Below are 22,145 nucleotides of genomic sequence, written 5' to 3' on the forward strand. Positions count from 1 at the left end.
TAGCATTTTGTATTTTAAGCTACTTTATTAGAGGGCGTGAGAGGATATTTCACACAGTCTGCTGTCCCCTTGTCCCATGACGGGAAAACTCCCAGGTTGGCTGCCTTAGCACTAACTTCATCCCTTATATGGTGATGGCAGGCGGAATCGGCAGAATTTACTTGACAATCCTTGACAAAGGGTGATAGATTATAATTAAGTAAATTAACTTGTTTCAATAAGAATTGAATATTGCTAAGTCAGGTGCCCTGTAGAGGGCTTAATAGGGAAGTCCGGTGCAATACCGGCGCGGTCCCGCCACTGTAATGGGGAGCAAACCCGAAGATATACCACTGGGATGAGAGTCTTGGGAAGGTTTGGGCGAGCTATGATCCAGAGCCAGGAGAACTGCCTGTCTGAAGATCGCCGTTTTACCCACGAGTGATGGGGAGGAGATTACAGTGCGCTTGCTTATTTGGAATGTTTTCCAAGTACGCGATGTTGCTTTGCTGAATTTACTCCTGGCATAGACCAGGAGTTTTTAGTTGGTTTCACGCTGTAGAAATCCTCCCGGCTGCCTGCCATAGCAGCCGGGAGTTTCTTATAAGCCATCTTTTTCACTCCTTTTATTAGCGGGTCAATTATGACCCGCGCTTTTTTTCTGGAGCGCCTGGTTATACAGCCGGTACAGCGAATAGTACCGACTTATAAAAAACGATACGCGGGGGGTATTTCATGGATAAGCATTGAGAGTTTTGCGGTACTAATGGAGTCAGCGTTATGGATCAGATTATGAGGGGAGTATGCGAACAGATGATACACAATAAGAAAAAACTTACTCAATTGCTGGCCATGGTGTTGCTGCTAAATGCGGCGACTAATGTTAGTGCGGAAAATAGCAAAGATGAGGACTTCTCTTTTGACAAAATTGTAGTAACGGCGCAACGGATGGAAACAAAAGAACTGGACACTCCGGCCTCTACAACAGTTATCACGGCCCAGGAGTTGAAGGATACCGGGGCTATTAACGTGTTTGACGCTCTGGATCATACCATTGGCGTTAACAGCTTTTCCTATGGCACCGGCGGCGGGGAATACGGCGCGATGCTGTCTCGGGTGATGATCCGCGGTCTGGATAAAGGGACGTTGGTATTGGTGAACGGGGCGCCGGTGAACTTAATGAACTACAATACCATGAGGGTTATTCCCGTGGAAGCCGTAGAGCGGATTGAGATTGTCAAAGGCTCTAACGCCGTTCTGTACGGTGCGGAAGCCATGGGCGGCGTAGTCAATATCATTACTAAAAAAGCGACAGGCGACAACTCCGGTTCGATTAGCAGCACCTATGGAAATTATTACAAGGGTAATTCGGTGTTGGTAAACGGCAAAGATTTTATGTTCTTTTACAAGAAAGAATTCTCGGCTAAAGTGGACGAACAAAGTCGCATATTTACTAAAGATAGCACGACAGGCGCGAAGACGGACAAGATCAGTCTCGGTAAAGGGAATAACGAGTCCATGTTTTTGAACCTCAACTTAAGCGACGAGCTGTCACTAAACTACTCTTATTCCAACGCGGAGAGCACTTACAACAGATGGAGCGGCAAGACCGCTACCCAGCCATACAGTCTCAGCAAATCTATTTACTATGATAAAAGAAGCAATGTTAACTTAGTGTATGACAATAAGGAGGCGGCCTTTAAGTCTGTCCTGGCCTATAATTCCACTAACCTTAAGGGCGGCGGCGCTGCGACCACGGACTATGATATGTACAGCATCAATTTTGACAATCAGAAAACCTGGTGGCTGCGGGACGGCAAGGATTCGCTGATAGCCGGCCTGACGCTGCAGCGGGAACATAACGGCAAAAACTATTCTCCTGAAAATTTTGACAGAGACAGTTATGCGCTGTACGGATCTTACAGCCGCGAGATGAGCGACAAATTTACCGTAACCCTCGGTTTGCGCGAGCACATTGTAAAAGCGAACGAATATGACGCCTCGCAAGATATTATGCTGCCGCAGCTGCAGACCTTATACAAAATCAATGACAATACTTCCTGGTACACCAATATCGGCAAATCCTTCGAGATGCCGGCCACAAGCTCGCCCTTTACCAAAAATGTATCAACGGCAATTAAGTTAAAGCCGCAGGAAGGCTGGACCTATGAAACCGGCTTGAAACGTATTAATGGCAACGAAGCGTTTAAGGTCGCGCTGTTTGCCATGAACATCGACAACAAGTTTGCTTGGGTGAAAGAGAACACAGTCATTCCCGGCGGGGACAAAAATCTGAGCGTTCAGATAAACCGGGACAAATTCCGCAACAAAGGGATTGAAATGGAATACAGCAAAAAACTAAACGAAAGCTGGCAATACAATCTGGGCGCTTCTTTCTCCGACCCGGAATCAAAAACCGGCACTGGTGACTGGGCCCAGGATGCGGCTAAGCTGCAGTTGTCCGCCGGCGTTACCTATACGGAGAAAAAGCTGTTGACCAACCTTGACTTCTTTTATGCAGGGAAAAGAGAGTTTGCCTACTATACTATGAACGGGTCTACAGCCTCCGCTGCGAGTTACGATCACCGCCTTGGGAACCGGATTGATTTGGATGCCACCGTCCGCTATAAAGCGACGGATAGCGATGTTATCACGTTAAGCGGCTACAACTTATTAGACCGGGATAATCCCGTCAGTAATACGGAATATTGGTCGACTCCTTTAAATTACCGCCTGACTTATACCCATAATTTCTAAGTTGTAAAGTATCCAGGGGATGAGCCTGAGCCGGGAAAGCTGTTCCGGCCGGCACAGTTTCTGATAGAGAGATACGGCAGCTATTTGCCGTATTTCTCATAAAACAGGGGGTTAGGTGATTATGAATCTGTGTGAACTGCCGCATCCTATCATTCAGGCTGATTTGAATCTGAGCCGGTTTGCCCTGACAGGTATTAGTAGCGGCATTTCGAAAAAGGTGTACGCAGTGACCGGGGAGGATGGACATAAAACGATCCTCTATATCTGGCAAAAGCCTTTTTTAGGATTATCGGAAGCCCGCACCGAAGGCTTGTATTACTTGCATGCGGAAGGCTTTGAATATTTTTGTTACAACACACAGTTGTTGACCGATGTGGGCATCCGGGTTCCCAAGATAATAAAAACAGGGCATTTTTCCGGAGATATGAAATTCGATTATGCGTATGTAGAATGTTTTGACGGCGTCAGTCTGCAGGAATATCTGCAGTACGGTAATGTGAAAGACATTACCGGCCGGCTGGCTGTCGAGCTAAATAAGTTCTATGCCTGCCGCCGGGATTACTATGGACCGCCGCTATTAACTGCCGCATATTCAAAAACCTGTCAACTGCTATGCTATGAGCATGCTGTGGAGGAACTGGAAATTGCCTGCAGTCTGGACAGTGAAGCTAACCGGCTTAAGAATCTGGTTTTGCAGCAGTTGAACAATTTTATGGTTCATTTTGCCTGTCAGACCAAGCCGTTCAGCTATGCACTCATCCATGGCGAAGCAACACCGGCGCATGCCTGGCTGCTGGCAGACGGCACAATTGGTTTTATTGATATCGAAGGTATTAAATTTTTCGATATTGAATTTGAATATGCTCTCCTTGATATGATGTATGAATATTTGAGGATAAACAAACCGAAGAGTTATGACCGGCATAAACTGTTATTTTATAAGCTGTATCACCGCATATGCTGGTTATCGGTTGCTGTGGATTATTTGCGAAATGTTGACGCTGCCAACAAATTTTTCATAAAGCTGAGACGTATGACGCTGCGGGACTTGTCCAGAGGTGACCGGTAAAGTTATATCATTTATCTGTGAACAAGAAAGATGTTTCAGGCATTTTGGGGCGGAGAGGGAGGATTGAGCTTTGGGTAATACCCCAATATATTGCATACTACGGGCTATACCGGCATGTATTACCTTGTCATTCCTGCTGTTTTTTCATGCCGGTGCGGCCGGCGGCAGTCTGGAAGATAGAACCTTTCTCTGGCTGGAGTATGGTACGAAACAGGAGGAGACGGACGGCTCGATAACCCAGCTTATCTATATAAACAGCAGCAGCGCCTCCCTGAAGCTTGCTGAACTTGCCGATCTGACCGCTTTTTACCGTGACGGACGGCAAAAAGATGAAAAACAGTATTACCGGATTCCCGTCGAGCAAAGAGATGGCCGCTATTTCCTGAGAATCAACAGCTCTTCCCGATTTCTTTATCAGGTGTTTGTCACCGGCAGCCGCCAGGGAGAACATTTTACGGCCCAGACGATCTTTCCCCTGTATGCGGATGGGCTGGACAAGCGCGGACAACAAACGCCGGTGCTGCTGGAAAGTGAAAAAAGAAATCCCGCTATTGAGCTGGACCGATCCGGTAATCCATACAGGTCACTGATGACAGGTCAAACGCTCCGATTTTTGTATAAGCCGGTTCAGTCGTCCGGGCCTGGGGTTCGGGCAATGCAAATCAATGATGTACGCAATAAGACTTCGGCAGATCTTCTGCCGGATGCCGCCGGTATATTTTCCTTTACCCCGGCCCACGATGAACGCCTGGATAACGGCGGTTACAACGAGTATAAGGAGCTCATCGTTTATGCGGAGGAAACTGTCGGCAATGAAGTGTACAAAACCTCAATGAATCTTTTGCTGCGTCGTTCATACTCCGCTCACAACAACCTTCCTCAGGGTTTACTTCTCTTCTTTTTAGCCGTGACAGTCAGTATCGCCATTGTATTATTCCGCAGAAGGAGCTTCCGGTATCATGGTGGATAATTTACGTTCACTAATCCAGACTTTGATGTTTGTTTTCTGGACCTATGGCGGCCGGGCTGGAGTAAACCTTGGCTACTCTGTTCCCTGCTTTTCCTGTCCTTATGTTTCTGGCTGCGCCGGGCATTGTTATCTTATGGCCTTGCAGGGACAATGGAGCCTGGCGTTTTTATTTTCCGGGCTGCTTTCCTATAGGAGCTTTAAGGTAGTCCTGTATTTTCTTCTCTTTGTTCTGTTGGCCATCCTGCTGTCAAAACTATGGTGCGGCTGGGTCTGTCCGTTCGGTACCTTGCAGGACTGGCTGGCCCAACTGAGAAAAAGACTGGGAATCCGGGAAACGGAATTTTCCTGGAAAACCCGGGAGCGTCTGAAGCCGGTTAAATATGTATTGCTGGCGCTGCTGATCACTACACCGCTCTTAATTACTTTTGCGGGCCTGCACCGGGATTTTTATCTGCTGTTCTGTCAAATTTGCCCGGCCAAGCCGATTATGCCGCTGTTTGTCGGGGAAACCCGCAATCTCGCACTGGATTATACGAATACAATTACACTGACTTTCTCGGTTTTATCCCTCACGATTGCAGCCGTCACCCTGGTCGGCAGTTTTTTTAAAGACCGGTTTTTCTGCATGTTCTGCCCGATGCTCCCCTTGATTCAAATGTCGAAAAAAATCAGCTTTATCCGCTTTGAGAAAAAAGGTCATACCTGCTTAGGCTGCGGCAACTGCCAAAGAATGTGTCCGGTCGATATCCGGGACGTACATCTGGAAAAGCGGGAAAAAAACGTAATGAGTGAAGACTGTATGCTTTGCCTGCGCTGCATCGAAGCTTGTCCGGAAGATAGTGCATTAACCGTAAAATTTTTCAATCACAATATATTTTCATCGTCACGCAGGTATGTTGCAAAAAATTATCAACAGGGGAAATCTGCAAATGGATAACATGGTATCTAAAGAGGAAGAGCGGCGTTTAAGGCAGCGGGCCAAGGCGTATGAAAAAACCTGTGAAGAATACGATCAGGAAATTGCCGCATTAAAAGCAAGAGCCGATTATGTCGCCGAGTTCGACTATTTCCTGGATTTATTGGCGCGGCCGCTACAGCCTTCCCAGCTCAGGGAAAAGGTTGGGCGGCCTCTCATTGGCCTGTTTTGTATCCAGGCACCATGGGAGCTGTTCCACGCTTTTGGGGTTCATCCGGTGAAACTGTGCAGCGGCTCCTATACGGCGCAGCGGCTTGCTGCAGCCTATCTGCCGGTGCTGATGTGCCCCATGCTCAAATCGTATATTGGCAGTACAGACTTTGCCGGTTCAGCGGCTGGTTATGACGCCACAATTGTCCCGACAACCTGTGATTGGGTTGTGAAAATGCCGGAAATCGCCAAGGAAAAAATCGGACACCTGCATTATCTGGAGCTTCCTCATGTCAAGCAGAACGAAAAGGGTCAAAAGCGCTGGCTTGAGGAAATCTATGCCTTAAAACAGTTTCTAGAAGAAAAGACAGGGGCTAAATTAAAACGGCAAGACCTCCTGCATTCGATGAATGCTTTTATGAATGTCTGGAAGCTATTTCAAGAGCTGATTGACCTGAAAAGAAGCAATATCTTTCCCGGAATCTGGTTTTTCTGTATTGCCAATACTTTTATGCTGGATGACCTGGGACGCTGGGCAAAGCATCTGGCGCTTGCAGTAAAACGGTTCCAGGCGGAAGTACCGCGGCCGAATCCTTACAAGGTATTTCTCGCCGGCTCCCCGGTGGTCTTTCCGAATCTGAAACTGCTGCAGCTTATTGAGCAGGCAGGGATGACCGTCTGTGCTGACGACCTCTGTTCTTCCGAGAGAATACTCCCCGGCGCGACGGTATACGACGACCCGTCGGAACACGGCCTGTTAAGAGCGCTGGCTGAAAGGTACCATCAGGGCTGTATCTGTCCAACCTTCGCGGATAATGACCGGCGCGTCAATAATATTTTGAAGATAACCGGGGACTACCAGATAAAAGGGATTGTCTTTCATGTGTTGAAAGGCTGTCATCCTTATGATATTGAGAGTTTTTCCATCGAAGAAAAAGTAAAGAACAGTGGACGAAAGTTTCTCAAAATTGAAACCGATTATGTAAAAGAAGACAGCCAGAACCTTTTGACCCGCCTGGAAGCTTTTAAACAAACTCTATAGAAAAAGGTGAGCGCTATGAGTTATAAGATTGGTATTGATCTCGGCAGCACCGCCATCAAGGCAGTGATCGTCAAAGACACTGAGCTGATCTGGAAAAAAGCGGTGCCGACCGCACCCGGCCAGGAAGCTTTGGCCCGTAACTTGCTGGATGAGGGACTGGCGGAGCTTGCGATCAGTAACCAGGACATGGAAGGTATCTCGGTCACCGGTTACGGCAAAAATCTGATTGCCAATGCGCATACCGTTATTGATGAAGTTTCTGCCAATGCCTGGGGCGTTTACTTGTTAAGCGGCCGGAAAGCGCGCACAGTTATCAATATCGGCGGTCAGGACATAAAAATTATCCGGCTGGCCGAAGATGGCAAATTAAGTGATTTTAAAATGAATGATAAATGTGCGGCCGGGACCGGACGGTTTTTCGAAATGGCCGGGCGTATTCTGGACACGCCCATTTATGACTTTGCGGCTTTAGCGGATAAAGCCGATGCTTCTGTCAGCCTCAACAGTACCTGTGCGGTATTTGCGGAAAGTGAGATCGTATCGCTTATCGCTAAAGGAACAAAGAAGGAAAACATCATCCGCGGGCTGCATGAATCAATAGCCAGACGCATAGCCGGCATGATGGGAAATCAGGACTTTGCCGATGAGCTGTACCTTGACGGCGGATCAGCTAATAATGGCGGGCTGGCGGTGGCAATCGAAGATGAACTTCTCCGGGATGTGTATGTTCTTCCCCATCCTCAGTTCACGGTCGCCTATGGAGCGGCCTGTTTGCTGCGAAGATAGGGTTAGGCGCAAACCATTGGTGAAAGAGGTTTGATTGGTTCATGCAGCTATTAGAAAGGATAAAAATAAAGCGGCTTGCCAGCCTGGTATTCCTTTGCCTTATTTGCCTGCTGCTGGCCGGTTGTCCTGCCAGGCAGACAGGCGGCAAAGCGCAAAACTCTCAGGGAAGCTATACCGTAACTGACGACAGCGGGTATACTATGACGCTGGCAGCCAAGCCGCAGCGGATTGTATCTCTGTCCTATGGCACGGATGAAATGCTGGTTGAGCTTGTTGCCATGGACAGGATTCTTGCGTTCAGCCGGTGGGCCGACGACCCGGAAATCACGTTTATTACCGCCGGGCAGGCGGTTCAGGTAAAAAAACGGGCGTTACCCTACGCCGAGGCACTCATCGCGCTTAGGCCGGATCTGATCGTGGCGGCCTCTTCCACTCTTCGGCCGGAAGCACTGCAAACACTCAGGGAGGTCGGCATTCCGGTGTATATATCGAAAAGCCCCAAAAGTCTGGAAGAAGTAAAACACAAAGTCGGGAATTTAGCCCGGGTGGTGGGCGAGGAAAACAACGGGCAGCGTATCATAAACCAGATGGAGGAAGCGCTGCAACGGCTTGAAGAAAAATTAGCCCCGGTTACACCGGATAAGAGAAAATGCGGTATGGCGTTTGATTTTAGCGGGGTTATTGGCAGTAAGAACAGTCTCCTGGCAGATATATTCAATTATGCCCGCATAAAAAACGGCGCTCTCCGGGAAGGCGGTATCGACCAGGGGGAAAATCGCCTTTCCAAAGAGCAGATTGTGGCTATAAATCCTGACATATTTCTGTTGCCTACCTGGAATTATGACGGATACAGCGGGGTTCAAGCCTACCGGCAGCAGATAATGAATGACCCGGCTTTCCGGCATGTCGCCGCAGTGCGCAATAACCAGGTAAAACTGGTTTCCGATAGGTATCGCTATGTCACTTCGCAGCATGTTGTTATAAGTATTGAGGTATTTGCCAAAACAGCCTATCCGGAGTTTTTTTAATCCTGCCAGCAAGTACGTTTTATAAAGAAGGTTATTATGCCAAATCTGTATCAACGGAATCAAAGTAAAGTTCTGGTATTGGTAGTATCTTTTTTTCTTGTAATAATTCTTTCGCTTACCCTTGGACAGGTTGATATTTCACTAGCCGGTGCGGTTGCTGTTATCGGTTATCAATGGTATGTGCCGGTATTTAGCGGCTTTGATTTTACGCCAGATGAGCAGGCTATTCTTTGGCATATCCGGATGCCGCGAACCTTGACCGGTCTCCTGGTAGGGGCGGCGCTGGCCGTCTCCGGCGCTGTTATGCAAGGGGTTTTGGGCAACTCTTTGGCAGACCCCGGTATTATTGGCGTTTCCAGTGGTGCGGCTGCCGGCGCGGTGATTGCCATTGCCTCCGGTATCGGCTTTCTACATATTTTTTATTTGCCGCTGTTTGCCTTTATCGGTGCGCTGGTCACGGTGGCGGTCACGGTTTTTCTGGTAATGCGCCACGGAAAGATACCGGTACTGCCGCTGTTATTGGCAGGCGTGGCTACAAGTATGATTCTGGGTGCTATTACTTCCGGTATCCTGACTTATATTAATGAACAGAAAATGCAGCAATATCTGTTCTGGATGGTTGGCGGTCTGGATTTTAGACGCTGGGAGCACGTATATCTGGCTTTTTGGCCGGTTAGCCTGGGTGTTGCCGCCTTGATTATACTGTCGCGCCATCTCAATATCCTCGTACTGGGTGAAACCGAAGCCAGGGCAGTCGGGATGCCTATTGCACAGTTCAGGCTGCTGCTGCTGGCTATCGCTTCCCTAACGACGGCAACGGCTGTATGCGTCAGCGGCAATATCGGGTTTGTCGGCCTGGTAATACCGCATATTATGCGGTTGATTATCGGCCCTGATCACCGTATCCTGCTGCCGTGCAGCGCTCTAGCCGGCGGCATGTTTTTATTGATTTGCGATACCCTGGGACGGCTGCTGCTTTGTCCGTCCGAAATTCGTGTAGGTATTATGACGGCGCTGCTGGGGGTCCCCTATTTTTTGTATTTGTTAAGGAAAATGCACAGGCAGCAGTAACAGCAGGCTGGTAATAAAGGAGTTTTTGCAATGCTAACTATCTTTACTAATGTGGAAAGACAATGCAAAATGCTGCAGCAGGCCGGAGCGTATCTTGCTGCCAAAACGCTTGGTTTGCCGGAGATCCGGAGTGTTTACTTTGATGATTCTACCGCTTGGTCAAAGCAGGTTAGTGCTCTGCTTAAGGCAAGTGACATTGTTATTTTCCTGTGGCAAGGCCCGGTTTATCCGTGCGAACTGGCAAATAAGGCATTATCCTTTCTAAAGAATGAGGGTAAAACGGCATATGCCTTTATGTCCACTGCCGACAGCACGGCAAACACGATCAGCGGCTTTGCTGACGGGGAAGTACAGCAAATTCGTGACTATATCCTGTGCAGCGGCAGCAGTAACTACCAAAATTTCTTATTGAGGCTGGCAAACAAAACCGGCAGAGGAATCTGGGCGTGCCAGCCGCCGCAGGAGCTTGTCTGGCAGGGTATTTATCACCCCGCAGCCCCGGTGGCTTTGCTTGCGACAGAAGATTATCTGGCAGCGTTGTGTCCTCAAAACCGGCCGCTGGTGGGCCTGTTGTTTTCGCGTGAGTCCTGGATATGGCAGGATACGGCTTATATTGACGCCCTTATCAGGGAACTGGATGTCCGGGGATTTGGCGCACTGCCCGTATTTGGCCTGTGGGAGGACAACCAGGCGCTCAATGCGGCCGGTATCAGCCAGGCGGTGGAACGGTTTTTTTATCATCAGGGGCAAGTTATTGTTTCTGCTGTAATCAATACTTTTAAAGTAGGGCTCACGTTGAGCCGGCAGAACCGGCCAGGTTTTTTAACCCGTCTGAATGTACCTGTTATTCAGGCGTATAATTTGCTGCGTCCCGAGTGCGAGTGGCGGCAAGGGTTTGTCGGCATGAATCCGGTTGAGCTTTCGGTTAATGTGGTACAGCCGGAATTCGACGGGGTGATTCATGGCGGGGTAGTTTCCAGCAAGGAAGCCGACAGCCAGGGGATCAGCCGATATTTGCCGGTGCCGGAGCGGGTTGTGGCGCTGGCTGATAAGGCTAAAAAGTGGGCCAGTTTGCATTATTCCGGCAATGCAGAGAAGAAAATAGCCATTATTTTTCACAATTATCCACCGACAAATGCCAGTATCGGCAGTGCGCAGGGACTGGATTCACCGGAAAGTGTGGCTGCTTTGCTGAGAGTAATGGCAGCAAAGGGGTATCATATCGGCAGCCTTCCGGCAAATGGCAGGCAACTGTTGGAGGATTTGCTGACCGGTGTTACTAATGACCGGCGGTTTCTGACCGATGAACAAATCGGGCAGGCGGTTGGCAAAGTTAGTAAAGGCGACTATAAGATCTGGTTCGACAGTCTGGACCCCAGTGTCAGGGAAGAATTGACCGCAGAATGGGGGCTGCCGCCCGGGGATGTGTTTTTTGCCAATGACAGCCTGATTGTTCCAGGAAGGCTGAACGGTAATATCCTGATTACTCTGCAGCCGCCGCGGGGGTTTGGTGAAGATCCGAATAAAATCATTCATTCACCAACATGCCCGCCGCCGCATCACTATTTGGCCTTTTATGCCTGGATCAGGGAGGTCTGGCAGGCTGATGCCGTTATTCATGTGGGCACACATGGTTCGCTGGAGTGGCTGCCGGGGAAAAACGCCGGTCTGTCGCACTGCTGCTATCCTGAACTGGTCTTGCAGGATTTGCCGAATATTTATCCTTATTATGTTACTATTGTCGGCGAGGGGATTCAGGCCAAACGGCGTGGCGCCGCCTGTCTTATCGGACATCTTTGCCCGCCGATGAGTCATGCCGATACCTATGAAGAACTGGCAGAATTGGAGGAACTGCTTCAGGAATACGCACATTATAAGGATACACAGCCAGCTAGTGCCGCGTTGGTTGGCGAGCAGCTTGCGAGCAAAATAGCCGCATTGCATCTTGAGGAAGATTTGCCCAGACAGGCCGGGCAGCCGCTGACCGACTATATTTTGCGTGTGCATGCCTATCTCGAAACCTTAAAACATATGCAGATACGGGCAGGGCTGCATATTTTGGGCGAAGCGCCGCAGGACGAAGTTTTAACCGAATTCATTTTGGCGCTCACCCGGGTGGATAACGGGGCTGTCCCGTCACTGCCGCAGGTGATTGCCAAGGCGGCATACGGCTATGATTATTATCAACTGCTTGAAAAAAGCGGCGAGTTATTGCCTGACGGCAGCCGCAGTTATGCCAGTGTAATTGGTGAAATTTGGGCAACCTGCAAAGCTGCTGTTGTTTGTTTACAGGACAATGGGTTTTCTGAGCAGGGTATTGCAGCCGTTTTCATGCTGCCGGAGGTACAGGCGCTTGAGCTTGCCGGTACTGTTGTTGAGGAATTGAAGGCTGTTTTAACGTATATCTGTCAGGAACTGTCGGTAAAACTGGCCGCCACGGTACACGAGATTACCAATACGCTCAGGGCGCTAAACGGAGAATATGTCGAACCCGGCCCGGGCGGGGCGCCCAGTAACGGCCGGGCGGATATCCTGCCGACAGGGCGAAATTTCTATGGTGTCGATCCCAATAACCTGCCAACTTCCACTGCCTGGAAACTCGGGCAGACCCTGGCCGAGCAGGTCATCACCCGCTATATAACTGAAGAAGGGGAGTATCCGGAAAGTATTGGCATTGTGTTATGGTCTGATTCCAATATGCGGACAAACGGGCAATGTATTGCCGAGCTGCTCTGCCTCATGGGAGTAAGACCTGTCTGGCAAAAGGGCAGCAGACGGGTTATTGGCCTGGAAGTTATCGAGCTTGAGGAACTGAAGCGTCCGCGGATTGATGTTATGGCCCGGGTAAGCGGATTGTTCCGCGATACTTTATTTAGTGCCATTCAGTTAATGGAACAGGCGACAGCGCTGGTGGCCGGACTGGATGAACCGGAGGACATGAATTTTGTCAAAAAGCATATTATGGCCGACAGTGCAGCCCTTGCCGGTCAGGGCATGGATGAAAAGACAGCCTGGCAACAGGCAAGCTGCCGCATCTTCGGCTGTCCGCCCGGCGGTTACGGCGCCGGTGTGGCTGCGCTCATAGAGGCTAAGAACTGGAGTAGTATTCATGATATTGCCGATGTTTATGTGCGCTGGGGGGCGCATGCCTATGGCTCCCGGCAGCAGGGCGAGTTTTTGCCCCGGCTGTTTCGGCAGAACCTAGGAAGATTGGCTATCACCATCAAGAATATTGACAATCATGAAGTGCACTTGCTTAACTCTGATGATTTCAATGCTTATTGCGGTGGAATGAACGCCGCTGTTCGCAGTATTCGCGGCAAGGCACCGCGGTGCTATATTGGCGACAGCGCTGATCAAAGCCACACCCAGACGAAAAGCCTTGATGAGGAGTTCCGGCGCGTACTGCGCGGGGAATCATTAAACCCCAAGTTTATCGAAGGCATGAAAAAGCATGGCTATAAAGGCGCGGCCGACTTAGCGGCATTGGTAGGACATTGCTATGGCTGGGATGCAACCAGTGAGGTGATGCGCGACTGGATGTACGAAAATCTGGCCGAAAAATTCGCCCTTGACGGCAAGATGCAGGAATGGATGACAGAGGTTAATCCCTGGGCTCTGCAGCGAATTGCTGAAAAACTGCTGGAGGCGGAACGCCGCGGCATGTGGGAGGCCAAGCCGGAAACCAAAAAAGAACTGGAAAACCTGTATCTTTCCATTGAAGGCGAATTGGAAGACCGTGCAGATCAATAAACAATATGTTGAGAGGGGATTTACTTTGAAAAAACAATACCTTACCAAGCATGCTATATGGAAAAAGATGTGTTTAGGCCTGCTAGTTGCTAACTATCTGTGTTTTTCGGGCGGCGGTGCTTTGGCGGCAGCCAAAGGTGAAGTGGAAACTTTCAGTTTAGACTCAGTGGTGGTTACGGCCCAAAGAAGTGAAACCAGGGATCTGAATACACCGGCGGCAGTAACAGTTATTACTGCCGCAGAATTGAAAGAAACCGGCGCTATTAGTGTGTTTGATGCTCTGGAGCATACAATCGGTTTTAACAGTATTTCGTTTGGACCGGCAGGGACGGACTATGGAATGTCTTCCGGCAGAACCATTATTCGCGGCTTGGAAAGGGGGGCCTTGATTCTAGTTAACGGCTCGCCCATCAATTTATTGAATTATAACGGCTCCAACGGCATTCCCCTGGAAGCGGTGGAAAAAGTTGAAGTTATCAGAGGCGCCGGCTCTACGCTGTACGGCTCGGAGGCCTTGGCCGGGGTTGTCAACATTATTACTAAAAAACCGGGAAGCAGTCAGCAGAATACCATTGGTATTACCGGCGGCAATTATAATCAAAACTGGTCGGTAAGCTCAGAGTTCGGCAATAGCGCAATTTATCTGAAACGCGAATATATTGCCGCTGTTGGCAAAACTTCAAGAGATAATCTTACCTCTAAAAAAGACAATACACTAGTCCAGCCTTATGGTCTGGACAAAGGCACGAAGGACAGCTTTTACTTTACAACTCAGTTAAGTGATGAACTCAATTTTAACTGGTCATATACGGATTTGCAATCTAACCGTCCACGGTATAATACAGACGGTTCCCGCGATATGTTATATAAATATGATGATGTCCGCAATAATCTAAATCTTAGTTATGACAACAAAGACGATAATTTTAAATCGGTTCTGTCGTTCAATAAACGGCATGCCTTTGGCAACAAATATGACTATAAAACCGGCGACTGGGGCATCAGTGAACGATACAATATGTACGGCATAAACTGGGATAACCAAAAGACCTGGAAACTGAGAGATGACCGTGACACACTGATTGCCGGCGTTACCCTGGCACGGGAACATTATAACGGTCTGCCCGGCAGTACTGCAGTCAAATATAATAATGCGCTGCGCAACAGTTTTGCTGTCTATGGAGCTTATACCTATAACATTAACCCTGAGTTCAGTACAACCCTAGGCCTGCGGGAAAATGTTATTAAAGACTATGCTACCGACAAAAATGTTTTTTTACCGCAAATCCAGACATTATATAAAATCAATGACAATACTTCCTGGTATACCAATATTGGCAAGTCCTTTCAAATGCCGGCGCTGAACCAGTATTTTTCCAAACAAAGTACTGATTTTAACAGGTTAAAACCGCAGCAAGGCTGGAGCTACGAAACAGGGATAAAAATCATTGACAATAATCAATCGTTCAAAGCAGCTCTTTATCATATGGATATCAAGGATCAGTTTGTTTGGAAAAAGAATCCCGACAAAACCGACTATATGGCTAATGCCGGGAACTTCCGCAATACTGGTATGGAATTGGAATATGTAAAAATTCTTAATAACAACTGGAAATACAATTTGGGATTTAGTTATTCCAATCCGGAAAATAATGAAAATGGCTCCTGGGAGCAGTGTAACAGCAGAATACAGACAACCGCGGGCATAACCTACAATCAGGAAAAATGGCTGACAAATGTTAATTTCTTATTCCTGGGCGACCGGGAAGAAAGCTATTACAAAATCAACGGTAACATCAGCGATATTCCGGATCGTGTACAATTAAACGCCATGATTAGATATCAGCCGGAACGCAATCAGTCGGTGATTCTGAATTTGTACAATATCCTTGACCGTAATAACTCTGTGAACAAATATGAGAATCTGGATCTGCCTTTTAACTGGGCACTAAGCTATAACTATACCTTTTAATTTCGTGAGTAATGAGTAAGTTGCGAATAAAAGCAAAGCCACTCTGAAACCTGCTGTCAAGGGTGCAAAATTTGTGTGGTTTTTTACTCCTTTGGTTAGCGGGTCTATTATGACCCGCGTTTTTTTTCTGCTTGGGCATACATGCTTCAAAAATTTGCCATGGAGAAGATTCGAGAGTAAGGAAAGTAGTTGATGAAAATGTCTGAGAAGTTGTCAGGTTTTGATTATGCCGTTGAGTTAACAGGTCTGACTAAAATGTATGACGGACGAAAAATTGTTGATAATTTGTCGCTGACAATACTGCAAGGGAAGATATTCGGCCTGCTTGGCCCTAATGGCGCGGGTAAGTCGACGGTAATGAAGATGATTGCCGGTTTGACGCGCGCTACAAGCGGATCGGTGCGGATTTTTGGGCTTGATAGGCTGGCGGAACCGCTCGCTGCTAAAAAACTAGTCGGCTTGGTGCCGCAGGATAATAACCTGGAACGGGATTTGACGGTGGAAGAGGTTTTGCTGGTTTATGGCAGGCTTTTTGGTGTGCAGCGGCTTAAACACCGGCTGGAAGAGGTTTTGACAAAGTTTAATTTAGAGCAAAGCCGGCATATAAAGGTGGGGGTGCTGTCAGGGGGGACCGCGCGCCGGACACTGATTGCCAGGGCTCTGCTGCCTGAGCCTGAACTGCTGCTGCTGGACGAGCCAACCGTGGGACTTGATCCTGACGTCCGCCAGGAATTGTGGAGTATTGTACGCCTTTTGACCAGTGAAGGCAAAAGCATAATATTGACAACACACTATATGGAGGAAGCCGAGCAGCTCTGTGAGCAGGTGGCTATGCTGCGTTCCGGTCGTCTTGCTTTGTTGGATACGCCGGCAGGCATTAAACAGCGGACAGGCAATGGCCAGGCAAGCGGGGCGCTTGAGTCCATGTTTATTAAACTGGTTAAGGAAGGCGATGGCTGATGGGCTGGTATGCAGTATTTTGGCGGGAAATGATTATACTGTGGAAGAAAATCGGCAGAATGGGCTACGTATTTTCCACTATTGTTTTTCCCTTTATTTATCTGTTTTCTTTTGGACTGGGGTTAGGAGGCAGAGTGAATGTGGATGGCGGCTATTTACCGTTTCTGGCCAAAGGTATTATGGGTGTCACTGTGTTGTTAAACTCTTTTCAACAGACCGCATCCTCTGTGAGTACAGGACGGCTGTATTTCCGTAATTTTCAAAGTGTGGTTTTAAGTCCGGTGGCTGCCTGGGAAGTGGTTTTGGGAATTATAGCAGCAGGTTCGGTGCGGGGAATATTTTTTGGCAGCCTGGTTTTCGTCATTGCCTGGGGTGCTTTTGGGGTAGGCGGGTTAAATGTCCTGGCTGTCGCCGGCCTTATTCTGGGTTCTTGCTGCTTTGCCGCCATGGGGGTGGTTGTAGGCATGCTTGTTAAGCATCCTGACGATGTTTCGCTGATTAATAATTTTTTTATTACGCCGATGATATTTTTTGGCGGTTCGTTTTTTCCGTTGCAGAATCTACCGCCCTGGCTGGCTGTAGTTGCCCGGTTATCGCCCATTGGTACGCTTAATGCCCTGTTGCGGGCACCTGACTGGAATAGCGGGGCCGTATGGGCGGCAGGCACGCTGATAGTACTGTCTGTTTGCTTTTTTGCCTGGAGTGTGTGGCTGTACAGCCGGTATAGTGAGTAGGTCTGAGAAAAGGTTGCCCCGGAGCGGGTGAATTGTCGGTCTGACAACCACCGGGCAGTCTGCAAAGTGGGACAAGGGACCTGTCCCCTTGTCCCACGGTAGAATTCGCTTGACAAAACCTGCCAGGCAATATACTATAGTAGTAGCATAATGTATCTGCGTTTATTGAAAATTGTATATGGATGAGCCAGGTGCCCGCAAGGGCTTAATAGGGAAGACCGGTGTAATGCCGGCGCGGTCCCGCCACTGTAATGGGGAGTGAACCCAAGGTATGCCACTGGGACGAAGGTCTCGGGAAGGTTTGGGCAAGCTATGAGCCAGAGCCAGGAGAACTGCCTGTCTAAAGATCGCCGTTTTACCCACGAGTGATGGGGAGGAGATTACAGTTGCACTAGCTTATTTGGAATGTATTCCAAGTGAGTTGTGTTGCCTTGCTGAATTTACTCCTGGTCATAGACCAGGAGTTTTTATTTGGATTTATGCTGTAGAATTCTCCCGGCTGCCATGGCGACCGGGAGTTTCTTATTTAGTTGCCATTTCTTCTAACTCCTTCATGTTTTTGCGGGTCTATTATGACCCGCGCTTTTTTTTCCAGCTAAAGTGTATAACTTTTTAAAGAGCAGGATTAACAGCGGCTTCCACGCCGCCAAAAGCTTGGTGTAAGCCATGTTTTCTTTATGAATTGATAAAACAAGGAGCGGATAAGGCATATGCAAAAGAAGATTGCCTTTTACGGCAAGGGCGGCATCGGCAAGTCTACGACAGCTGCCAATGTATCGGCCGCACTGGCGGAAATGGGGCACAAGGTTTGCCAAATTGGCTGTGATCCCAAAAATGATTCCACCCGCCTTTTATTAGGGAAGGTTTGTTCACAGACGGTATTGGATATGGTTAAGCAATATGGGGAGGAAGTTAGGACCGAGGACTTGGTACATAGCGGCTTTGGCGGCGTACAGTGTATTGAGGCCGGAGGGCCCGAGCCAGGGGTAGGCTGCGCCGGACGCGGCATAATCGTGGCACTGGAAAAGCTGAAAGCCTTGCAGGCTTTGCCTGAAGATGCCATTATTCTGTACGATGTACTGGGAGATGTAGTGTGCGGCGGCTTTGCCGTACCCATACGGGAAGGCTATGCCAGCGATATTTACATTGTATCTTCCGGCGAACTCATGTCACTCTATGCGGCCAATAATATTGCCAAAGGGGTGGCCCGCTATGCTGCCCGGGGGGCGGTGCGGCTTGGCGGCATTATCGGCAATAGCCGCGGCATTGCTAATGAGCAGGCGTTGCTTGAGGAATTTGCCAAACGGCTGCATACTTCTTTAGTCGCCTATATTCCCAGGGATCGTACTGTTAATAAAGCGGAAATTCATCGTAAAACAGTCATCGAATTTGCGGCAGACTCGCCACAGGCGGCGATTTACCGTCAGTTAGCCGGTTTTATTTGTGAGAATACGGCGCTGAGTGTGCCGACCCCCATGTCCTTTGCAGAATTAGAGGAGCTGGTGCTTGACTATGGTGATGAATAAACGGGCGAAAACAGCCCGCAAACGGGGTTACAGCTGTGCGATGCCGGGCGTATGGCGCGCCGTTTCCCACAATGAAGGCGCGCTTGTTATTTACCATAGTCCTAAAGCCTGCGGGCATATCGGCCGGGAAATGGATTTGGGAATGCATTTCCGTTCACTGGCAAAGCGGCAATTTATGCCGGAGCAGTACTCGGCACCACTGATCATCAGTGGATTGGCGGAAGAGCATTCGATTTTCGGCGGGGCCGGCTTGCTCAGGGAATGTATTGAATATGCAGCCGAAAGGTACAAGCCGGCCTATATTTTGATTGCCAATTCCTGTGTGGCCGGCGTGATTGGTGATGATACGGCTGCGGTGGCAGGCGAGGCAGAGGCGGCGCTGGGCATACCGGTGATGTCTGTTCCCTGTTACGGTTACCTGGACGGCGACTATTATGCCGGGTTTTATCATGCCGGAAAAATACTGGCAGAGCGCTTTATGATTGCCCAGCCCAAGGTGGTTAATACGGTAACCCTCTTGGGTGACCGCGGCGGCCCCAATGGCATGGATGTGCAGGAAATTAAACGTTTGCTGGGCTATTTTAGCCTAAAAGTGTATTGTCATTTTCCGGCATATGCTTCACTGGAGGATATAAGACGGGTGCCGTTTACCGCCCTGACTGTACCGCTTAGCGGGACAAGACAGTCCAATCCCTGGATGTGCAAGCTGGGGCTGGAACTGGAGGAGATGCTGGGAGTGCCTGCTTTTGACGGGGATTATCCGGCAGGCTGGCAGGCGACGGTTTTATGGCTGACGAACTTAGGCCGGTTTCTCAACCGGCAGCAGCAGGCTGAAGCTGCCATTAAGCAGGAGGCAGAGCGGTTAAACCGGCATATCGCTGAGTATAGCAGCCAGTTGCAGGATAAGCGGATTGTATTGTATCTCGGACGGCCGCTGCTGTATTTTGATCCGGCCTGGGTACTGGAGTTATTTTCTTTGTATAATTTGAATTTGGCAGGCATTGTGGTGCTGGATGATGTGCTGAGCAAGGACCAGCAGCTTGATTTATATCAGGAACTGAAGCAACAAACCGGCATACCCTGCTTTTCTCAGGCAGAGGGAAAAGACATAGTTGAAACAGCAGATATTGTTGTGACCACGCATGAGTTGACTGAAGCAGCCAGGAAAAAGCAGCTCTTTCTGCCCTTGCTGCCGCTGGCCGGGGTAGGGGGCATTACTGCCCTGATGACTAAGCTGGTGCGCCTGGCGCAGCGTCATGACCGACGGGGAGGAATTATGTATGTGTAATAGTCAGTGGTCAGATGCGCGGACTTTGGTGGAAGCCTGCGCGCTCACCGGCGTAGCCGCTTTCTTTGCCGGTATTCCTGATGCTGTATTGGTGGCCAATGGCCCCATGTGGTGCTATTTTTATGCGCTGCGCTATCTGGAAAGGCAGTGTCCGGCGGTCAGTTCACAATTTTACTGCACCCAGGCCGATAATCATGCGGTTGTTTATGGTACTGAGGAATGCCTGCTGGAAACTTTGGCTATCATTCGCCAGCAGGCCCGGCCGTCGGTTGTATTGATAGAAAATAGCTGCTCTGTCAGCTTGATTGGCGATGATATCGCGGGCATTGCCAGACAGGCGGGTTTATCTTGCCCGGTGGTCTGCGTGGACAGCGGCGGACTGGCCGGCGGCTTTGCCGCAGGCTACTGCGCTGCTGCGGGAGCGTATCTGGAGCAGCTGCCGCTAAGCCGTCCGGGTGCGATACGGCCCGGTACTGTCAATCTGCTGGGTTGTACGGTTGGCTACTACAATGCCGATAATGATGTTCAGGAATTGAAACGTATGCTTAAACTGGCAGGCTATGAAGTGCTGGCTTGTCCGGGAGCAGGCAGCAGCACCCAGGTTATAAGCGGCATGACCAGCGCGTCGCTCAACATTGTTGTCCATGAGGAATTGGGTCTTGACCTGGCCAAACAGCTTAATGAGCAGTATGGTATGCCTTATGTATCTTTGCCGCCGCCTTATGGTTTGCAGGGGTCGCTGGCCTGGCTGCAAAGCTTGCGGCACTATGCGACAGGCGGTGCCGGTGATTTGCGTAAGGTTTGGCAGGAAATCAGCGGCCTGGAGCGGAAAATTCAGGCGAGTACTCTGGAAATGCAGCGGGTCTGGGGCGATATGTGGTTTGAAAAAACGCTCCTTGCCGCACCGGGTTCTGCAGCTGTAGCCATGGCCGAGGCTGTCCGTACCGAGTGGCTGGATACAGGCCGGCTGACGGTCATGGCCTATGGTCAAATTCCGGCTTATACTGTGCCGGATTGCATTGATACCCTTATAGAGGCCGGCGGCGACAGTCAGGTAACGGAGAATCTGCTGGCAGAGCTGGAGGGTGGATTACTACTGGCCGGCAGCAATGAAAAGGCCATATTGCAGCAAAAGCTGGTGCCTAATGTGGTTTGCCAGAATATTGCGCTGCCGGTATATGATGAAGTCATTTTAAGCGACCGGCCGTTTATGGGGCTGCAGGGAGCCTGCTATATGCTGGAACGGCTTTGGAATCAGTATATTACCTTTTGTCAACGGCGTAAGTGATTATTAAACTGTACAAGGAGGGGAAAAGATATGTTACAATATATTCCTGAAAATTGGCCGTATGATCATGCACATCCCTCTGAGCAGGAGGATAGGGCCGGCGAGGACAAAGCCGTTCTTTATTTTATTGTTTTCAAGCAACCGGATGCGGCAAGATACGCAAGCGGGTGTTTTAAAGCCAGGCAGATGATTGATTTTTGGCAACGGAGAATGAATGTTTATGCATAGAAAAAGGAGTATTGTCAGTATGGCAGACACTAAAGGCTTAGTTATTGTAAATACCGGAAACGGCAAAGGAAAAACAACAGCGGCTTTGGGGCTGGGTATGCGGGCCTGGGGCCAGGGGCTCCGGGTGCTTGTATTACAATTTATCAAAGGCAATTGGACCTATGGCGAATTGCAGGCTGCCGAACGAATGGGCGCGGATTTTGTTATCCGCCAAATGGGAGAAGGGTTTGTAAGAAATAGTACCGATGATGAAAGAACTGATCATATGCAGGCATCCAAAGAAGCCCTGGAGGATGCCAGACAGGAAATCATGTCCGGAGCGTGGGGGATGATTATCCTGGATGAGATTAACTACGCTCTTGGCTATGGGCTGCTTCCGGTAGATGAAGTACTGGAATTGATAGCTGCAAAGCCGGACTATCTGCACCTGGTGCTTACCGGCCGCAGTGCGCGTAAGGAAATCATTGATAAAGCCGATTTAGTAACCGAAATGGGAGAAATTAAGCACCCGTATAAACAGGGAATCAGGGCGCAAAAGGGTATTGAATTTTAACCGGCTGCCGGGCTG

General features: G+C 49.2%; 18 protein-coding genes and 2 riboswitches. Of the genes, 17 read left to right on the plus strand and 1 reads right to left on the minus strand.

Annotated features, from left to right (window positions below; all coding sequences use genetic code 11):
* The first annotated feature begins 224 nt into the window (after positions 1-224).
* Positions 225-410, plus strand: a riboswitch (cobalamin riboswitch).
* Positions 411-450: 40 nt separating this feature from the next.
* Entirely contained in the window at positions 451-591 is a 141-nt protein-coding gene (locus GT1_RS19390) for a hypothetical protein (RefSeq protein WP_188400097.1), read from the minus strand.
* A gap of 168 nt (positions 592-759) precedes the next feature.
* On the opposite strand from GT1_RS19390, the gene GT1_RS19395 reads away from it, so the two are divergent.
* The 17 genes from GT1_RS19395 to cobO all read left to right on the plus strand — a co-directional run bounded on the left by GT1_RS19395 (position 760) and on the right by cobO (position 22,130).
* The gene (locus GT1_RS19395) at positions 760-2,736 is read left to right on the plus strand and encodes a TonB-dependent siderophore receptor (protein WP_188400098.1); all 1,977 of its coding nucleotides are present in this window, start codon (positions 760-762) and stop codon (positions 2,734-2,736) included.
* Positions 2,737-2,857: 121 nt separating this feature from the next.
* Positions 2,858-3,805 (plus strand): hypothetical protein, encoded by a 948-nt coding sequence (locus tag GT1_RS19400; protein ID WP_188400099.1) that lies wholly within the window; start codon positions 2,858-2,860, stop codon positions 3,803-3,805.
* A gap of 70 nt (positions 3,806-3,875) precedes the next feature.
* Positions 3,876-4,775 (plus strand): hypothetical protein, encoded by a 900-nt coding sequence (locus GT1_RS19405; protein ID WP_188400100.1) that lies wholly within the window; start codon positions 3,876-3,878, stop codon positions 4,773-4,775.
* Entirely contained in the window at positions 4,765-5,712 is a 948-nt protein-coding gene (locus GT1_RS19410; protein ID WP_188400101.1) for a 4Fe-4S binding protein, read from the plus strand. The genes GT1_RS19405 and GT1_RS19410 overlap by 11 nt, the downstream gene beginning before the upstream one ends.
* The gene (locus GT1_RS19415) at positions 5,705-6,943 is read left to right on the plus strand and encodes a 2-hydroxyacyl-CoA dehydratase subunit D (RefSeq protein WP_188400102.1); all 1,239 of its coding nucleotides are present in this window, start codon (positions 5,705-5,707) and stop codon (positions 6,941-6,943) included. The genes GT1_RS19410 and GT1_RS19415 overlap by 8 nt, the downstream gene beginning before the upstream one ends.
* 15 nt (positions 6,944-6,958) lie before the next feature.
* On the plus strand, positions 6,959-7,729 hold the full coding sequence (locus GT1_RS19420; RefSeq protein ID WP_188400103.1) for an acyl-CoA dehydratase activase: 771 nt from the start codon (positions 6,959-6,961) through the stop codon (positions 7,727-7,729).
* Positions 7,730-7,770: 41 nt separating this feature from the next.
* Positions 7,771-8,757: an ABC transporter substrate-binding protein gene (locus GT1_RS19425; protein ID WP_188400104.1), complete on the plus strand. Its 987-nt coding sequence runs from the start codon at positions 7,771-7,773 to the stop codon at positions 8,755-8,757.
* A 36-nt stretch (positions 8,758-8,793) separates the two neighbouring features.
* Positions 8,794-9,828 (plus strand): iron ABC transporter permease, encoded by a 1,035-nt coding sequence (locus tag GT1_RS19430; protein ID WP_188400105.1) that lies wholly within the window; start codon positions 8,794-8,796, stop codon positions 9,826-9,828.
* 30 nt (positions 9,829-9,858) lie between these two features.
* Positions 9,859-13,581 carry a cobaltochelatase subunit CobN gene (gene cobN, locus GT1_RS19435; protein ID WP_188400106.1) on the plus strand — a complete coding sequence of 1,241 codons (3,723 nt, stop codon included), beginning with the start codon at positions 9,859-9,861 and terminating at the stop codon, positions 13,579-13,581.
* Positions 13,582-13,606: 25 nt separating this feature from the next.
* On the plus strand, positions 13,607-15,553 hold the full coding sequence (locus GT1_RS19440) for a TonB-dependent siderophore receptor (protein ID WP_188400107.1): 1,947 nt from the start codon (positions 13,607-13,609) through the stop codon (positions 15,551-15,553).
* 198 nt (positions 15,554-15,751) lie between these two features.
* Positions 15,752-16,513, plus strand: coding sequence for an ABC transporter ATP-binding protein (locus tag GT1_RS19445; protein ID WP_188400108.1), 762 nt, complete (start codon positions 15,752-15,754; stop codon positions 16,511-16,513).
* Positions 16,513-17,247, plus strand: a complete 735-nt coding sequence (locus tag GT1_RS19450; RefSeq protein ID WP_188400109.1) for an ABC transporter permease — start codon at positions 16,513-16,515, stop codon at positions 17,245-17,247. Before GT1_RS19445 ends, GT1_RS19450 begins: the two co-directional genes overlap by 1 nt.
* 172 nt (positions 17,248-17,419) lie before the next feature.
* A riboswitch (cobalamin riboswitch) is annotated at positions 17,420-17,602 on the plus strand.
* A 355-nt stretch (positions 17,603-17,957) separates the two neighbouring features.
* Complete coding sequence (locus GT1_RS19455; RefSeq protein ID WP_188400110.1) at positions 17,958-18,773, plus strand: AAA family ATPase; 816 nt, start codon at positions 17,958-17,960, stop codon at positions 18,771-18,773.
* Positions 18,760-20,061 carry a nitrogenase component 1 gene (locus tag GT1_RS19460; protein ID WP_188400111.1) on the plus strand — a complete coding sequence of 434 codons (1,302 nt, stop codon included), beginning with the start codon at positions 18,760-18,762 and terminating at the stop codon, positions 20,059-20,061. Before GT1_RS19455 ends, GT1_RS19460 begins: the two co-directional genes overlap by 14 nt.
* Positions 20,054-21,349 (plus strand): nitrogenase component 1, encoded by a 1,296-nt coding sequence (locus GT1_RS19465; protein WP_188400112.1) that lies wholly within the window; start codon positions 20,054-20,056, stop codon positions 21,347-21,349. The genes GT1_RS19460 and GT1_RS19465 overlap by 8 nt, the downstream gene beginning before the upstream one ends.
* A 30-nt stretch (positions 21,350-21,379) precedes the next feature.
* Positions 21,380-21,577, plus strand: a complete 198-nt coding sequence (locus tag GT1_RS19470; RefSeq protein ID WP_188400113.1) for a hypothetical protein — start codon at positions 21,380-21,382, stop codon at positions 21,575-21,577.
* Positions 21,570-22,130 (plus strand): cob(I)yrinic acid a,c-diamide adenosyltransferase, encoded by a 561-nt coding sequence (cobO, locus tag GT1_RS19475; RefSeq protein ID WP_188400114.1) that lies wholly within the window; start codon positions 21,570-21,572, stop codon positions 22,128-22,130. The genes GT1_RS19470 and cobO overlap by 8 nt, the downstream gene beginning before the upstream one ends.
* The last annotated feature ends 15 nt before the right edge of the window (positions 22,131-22,145 follow it).

The organism is Sporomusa sp. GT1 (genome assembly GCF_014634905.1).
In the GTDB taxonomy this organism is placed as follows: Bacteria; Bacillota; Negativicutes; order Sporomusales; family Sporomusaceae; genus Sporomusa; species Sporomusa sphaeroides.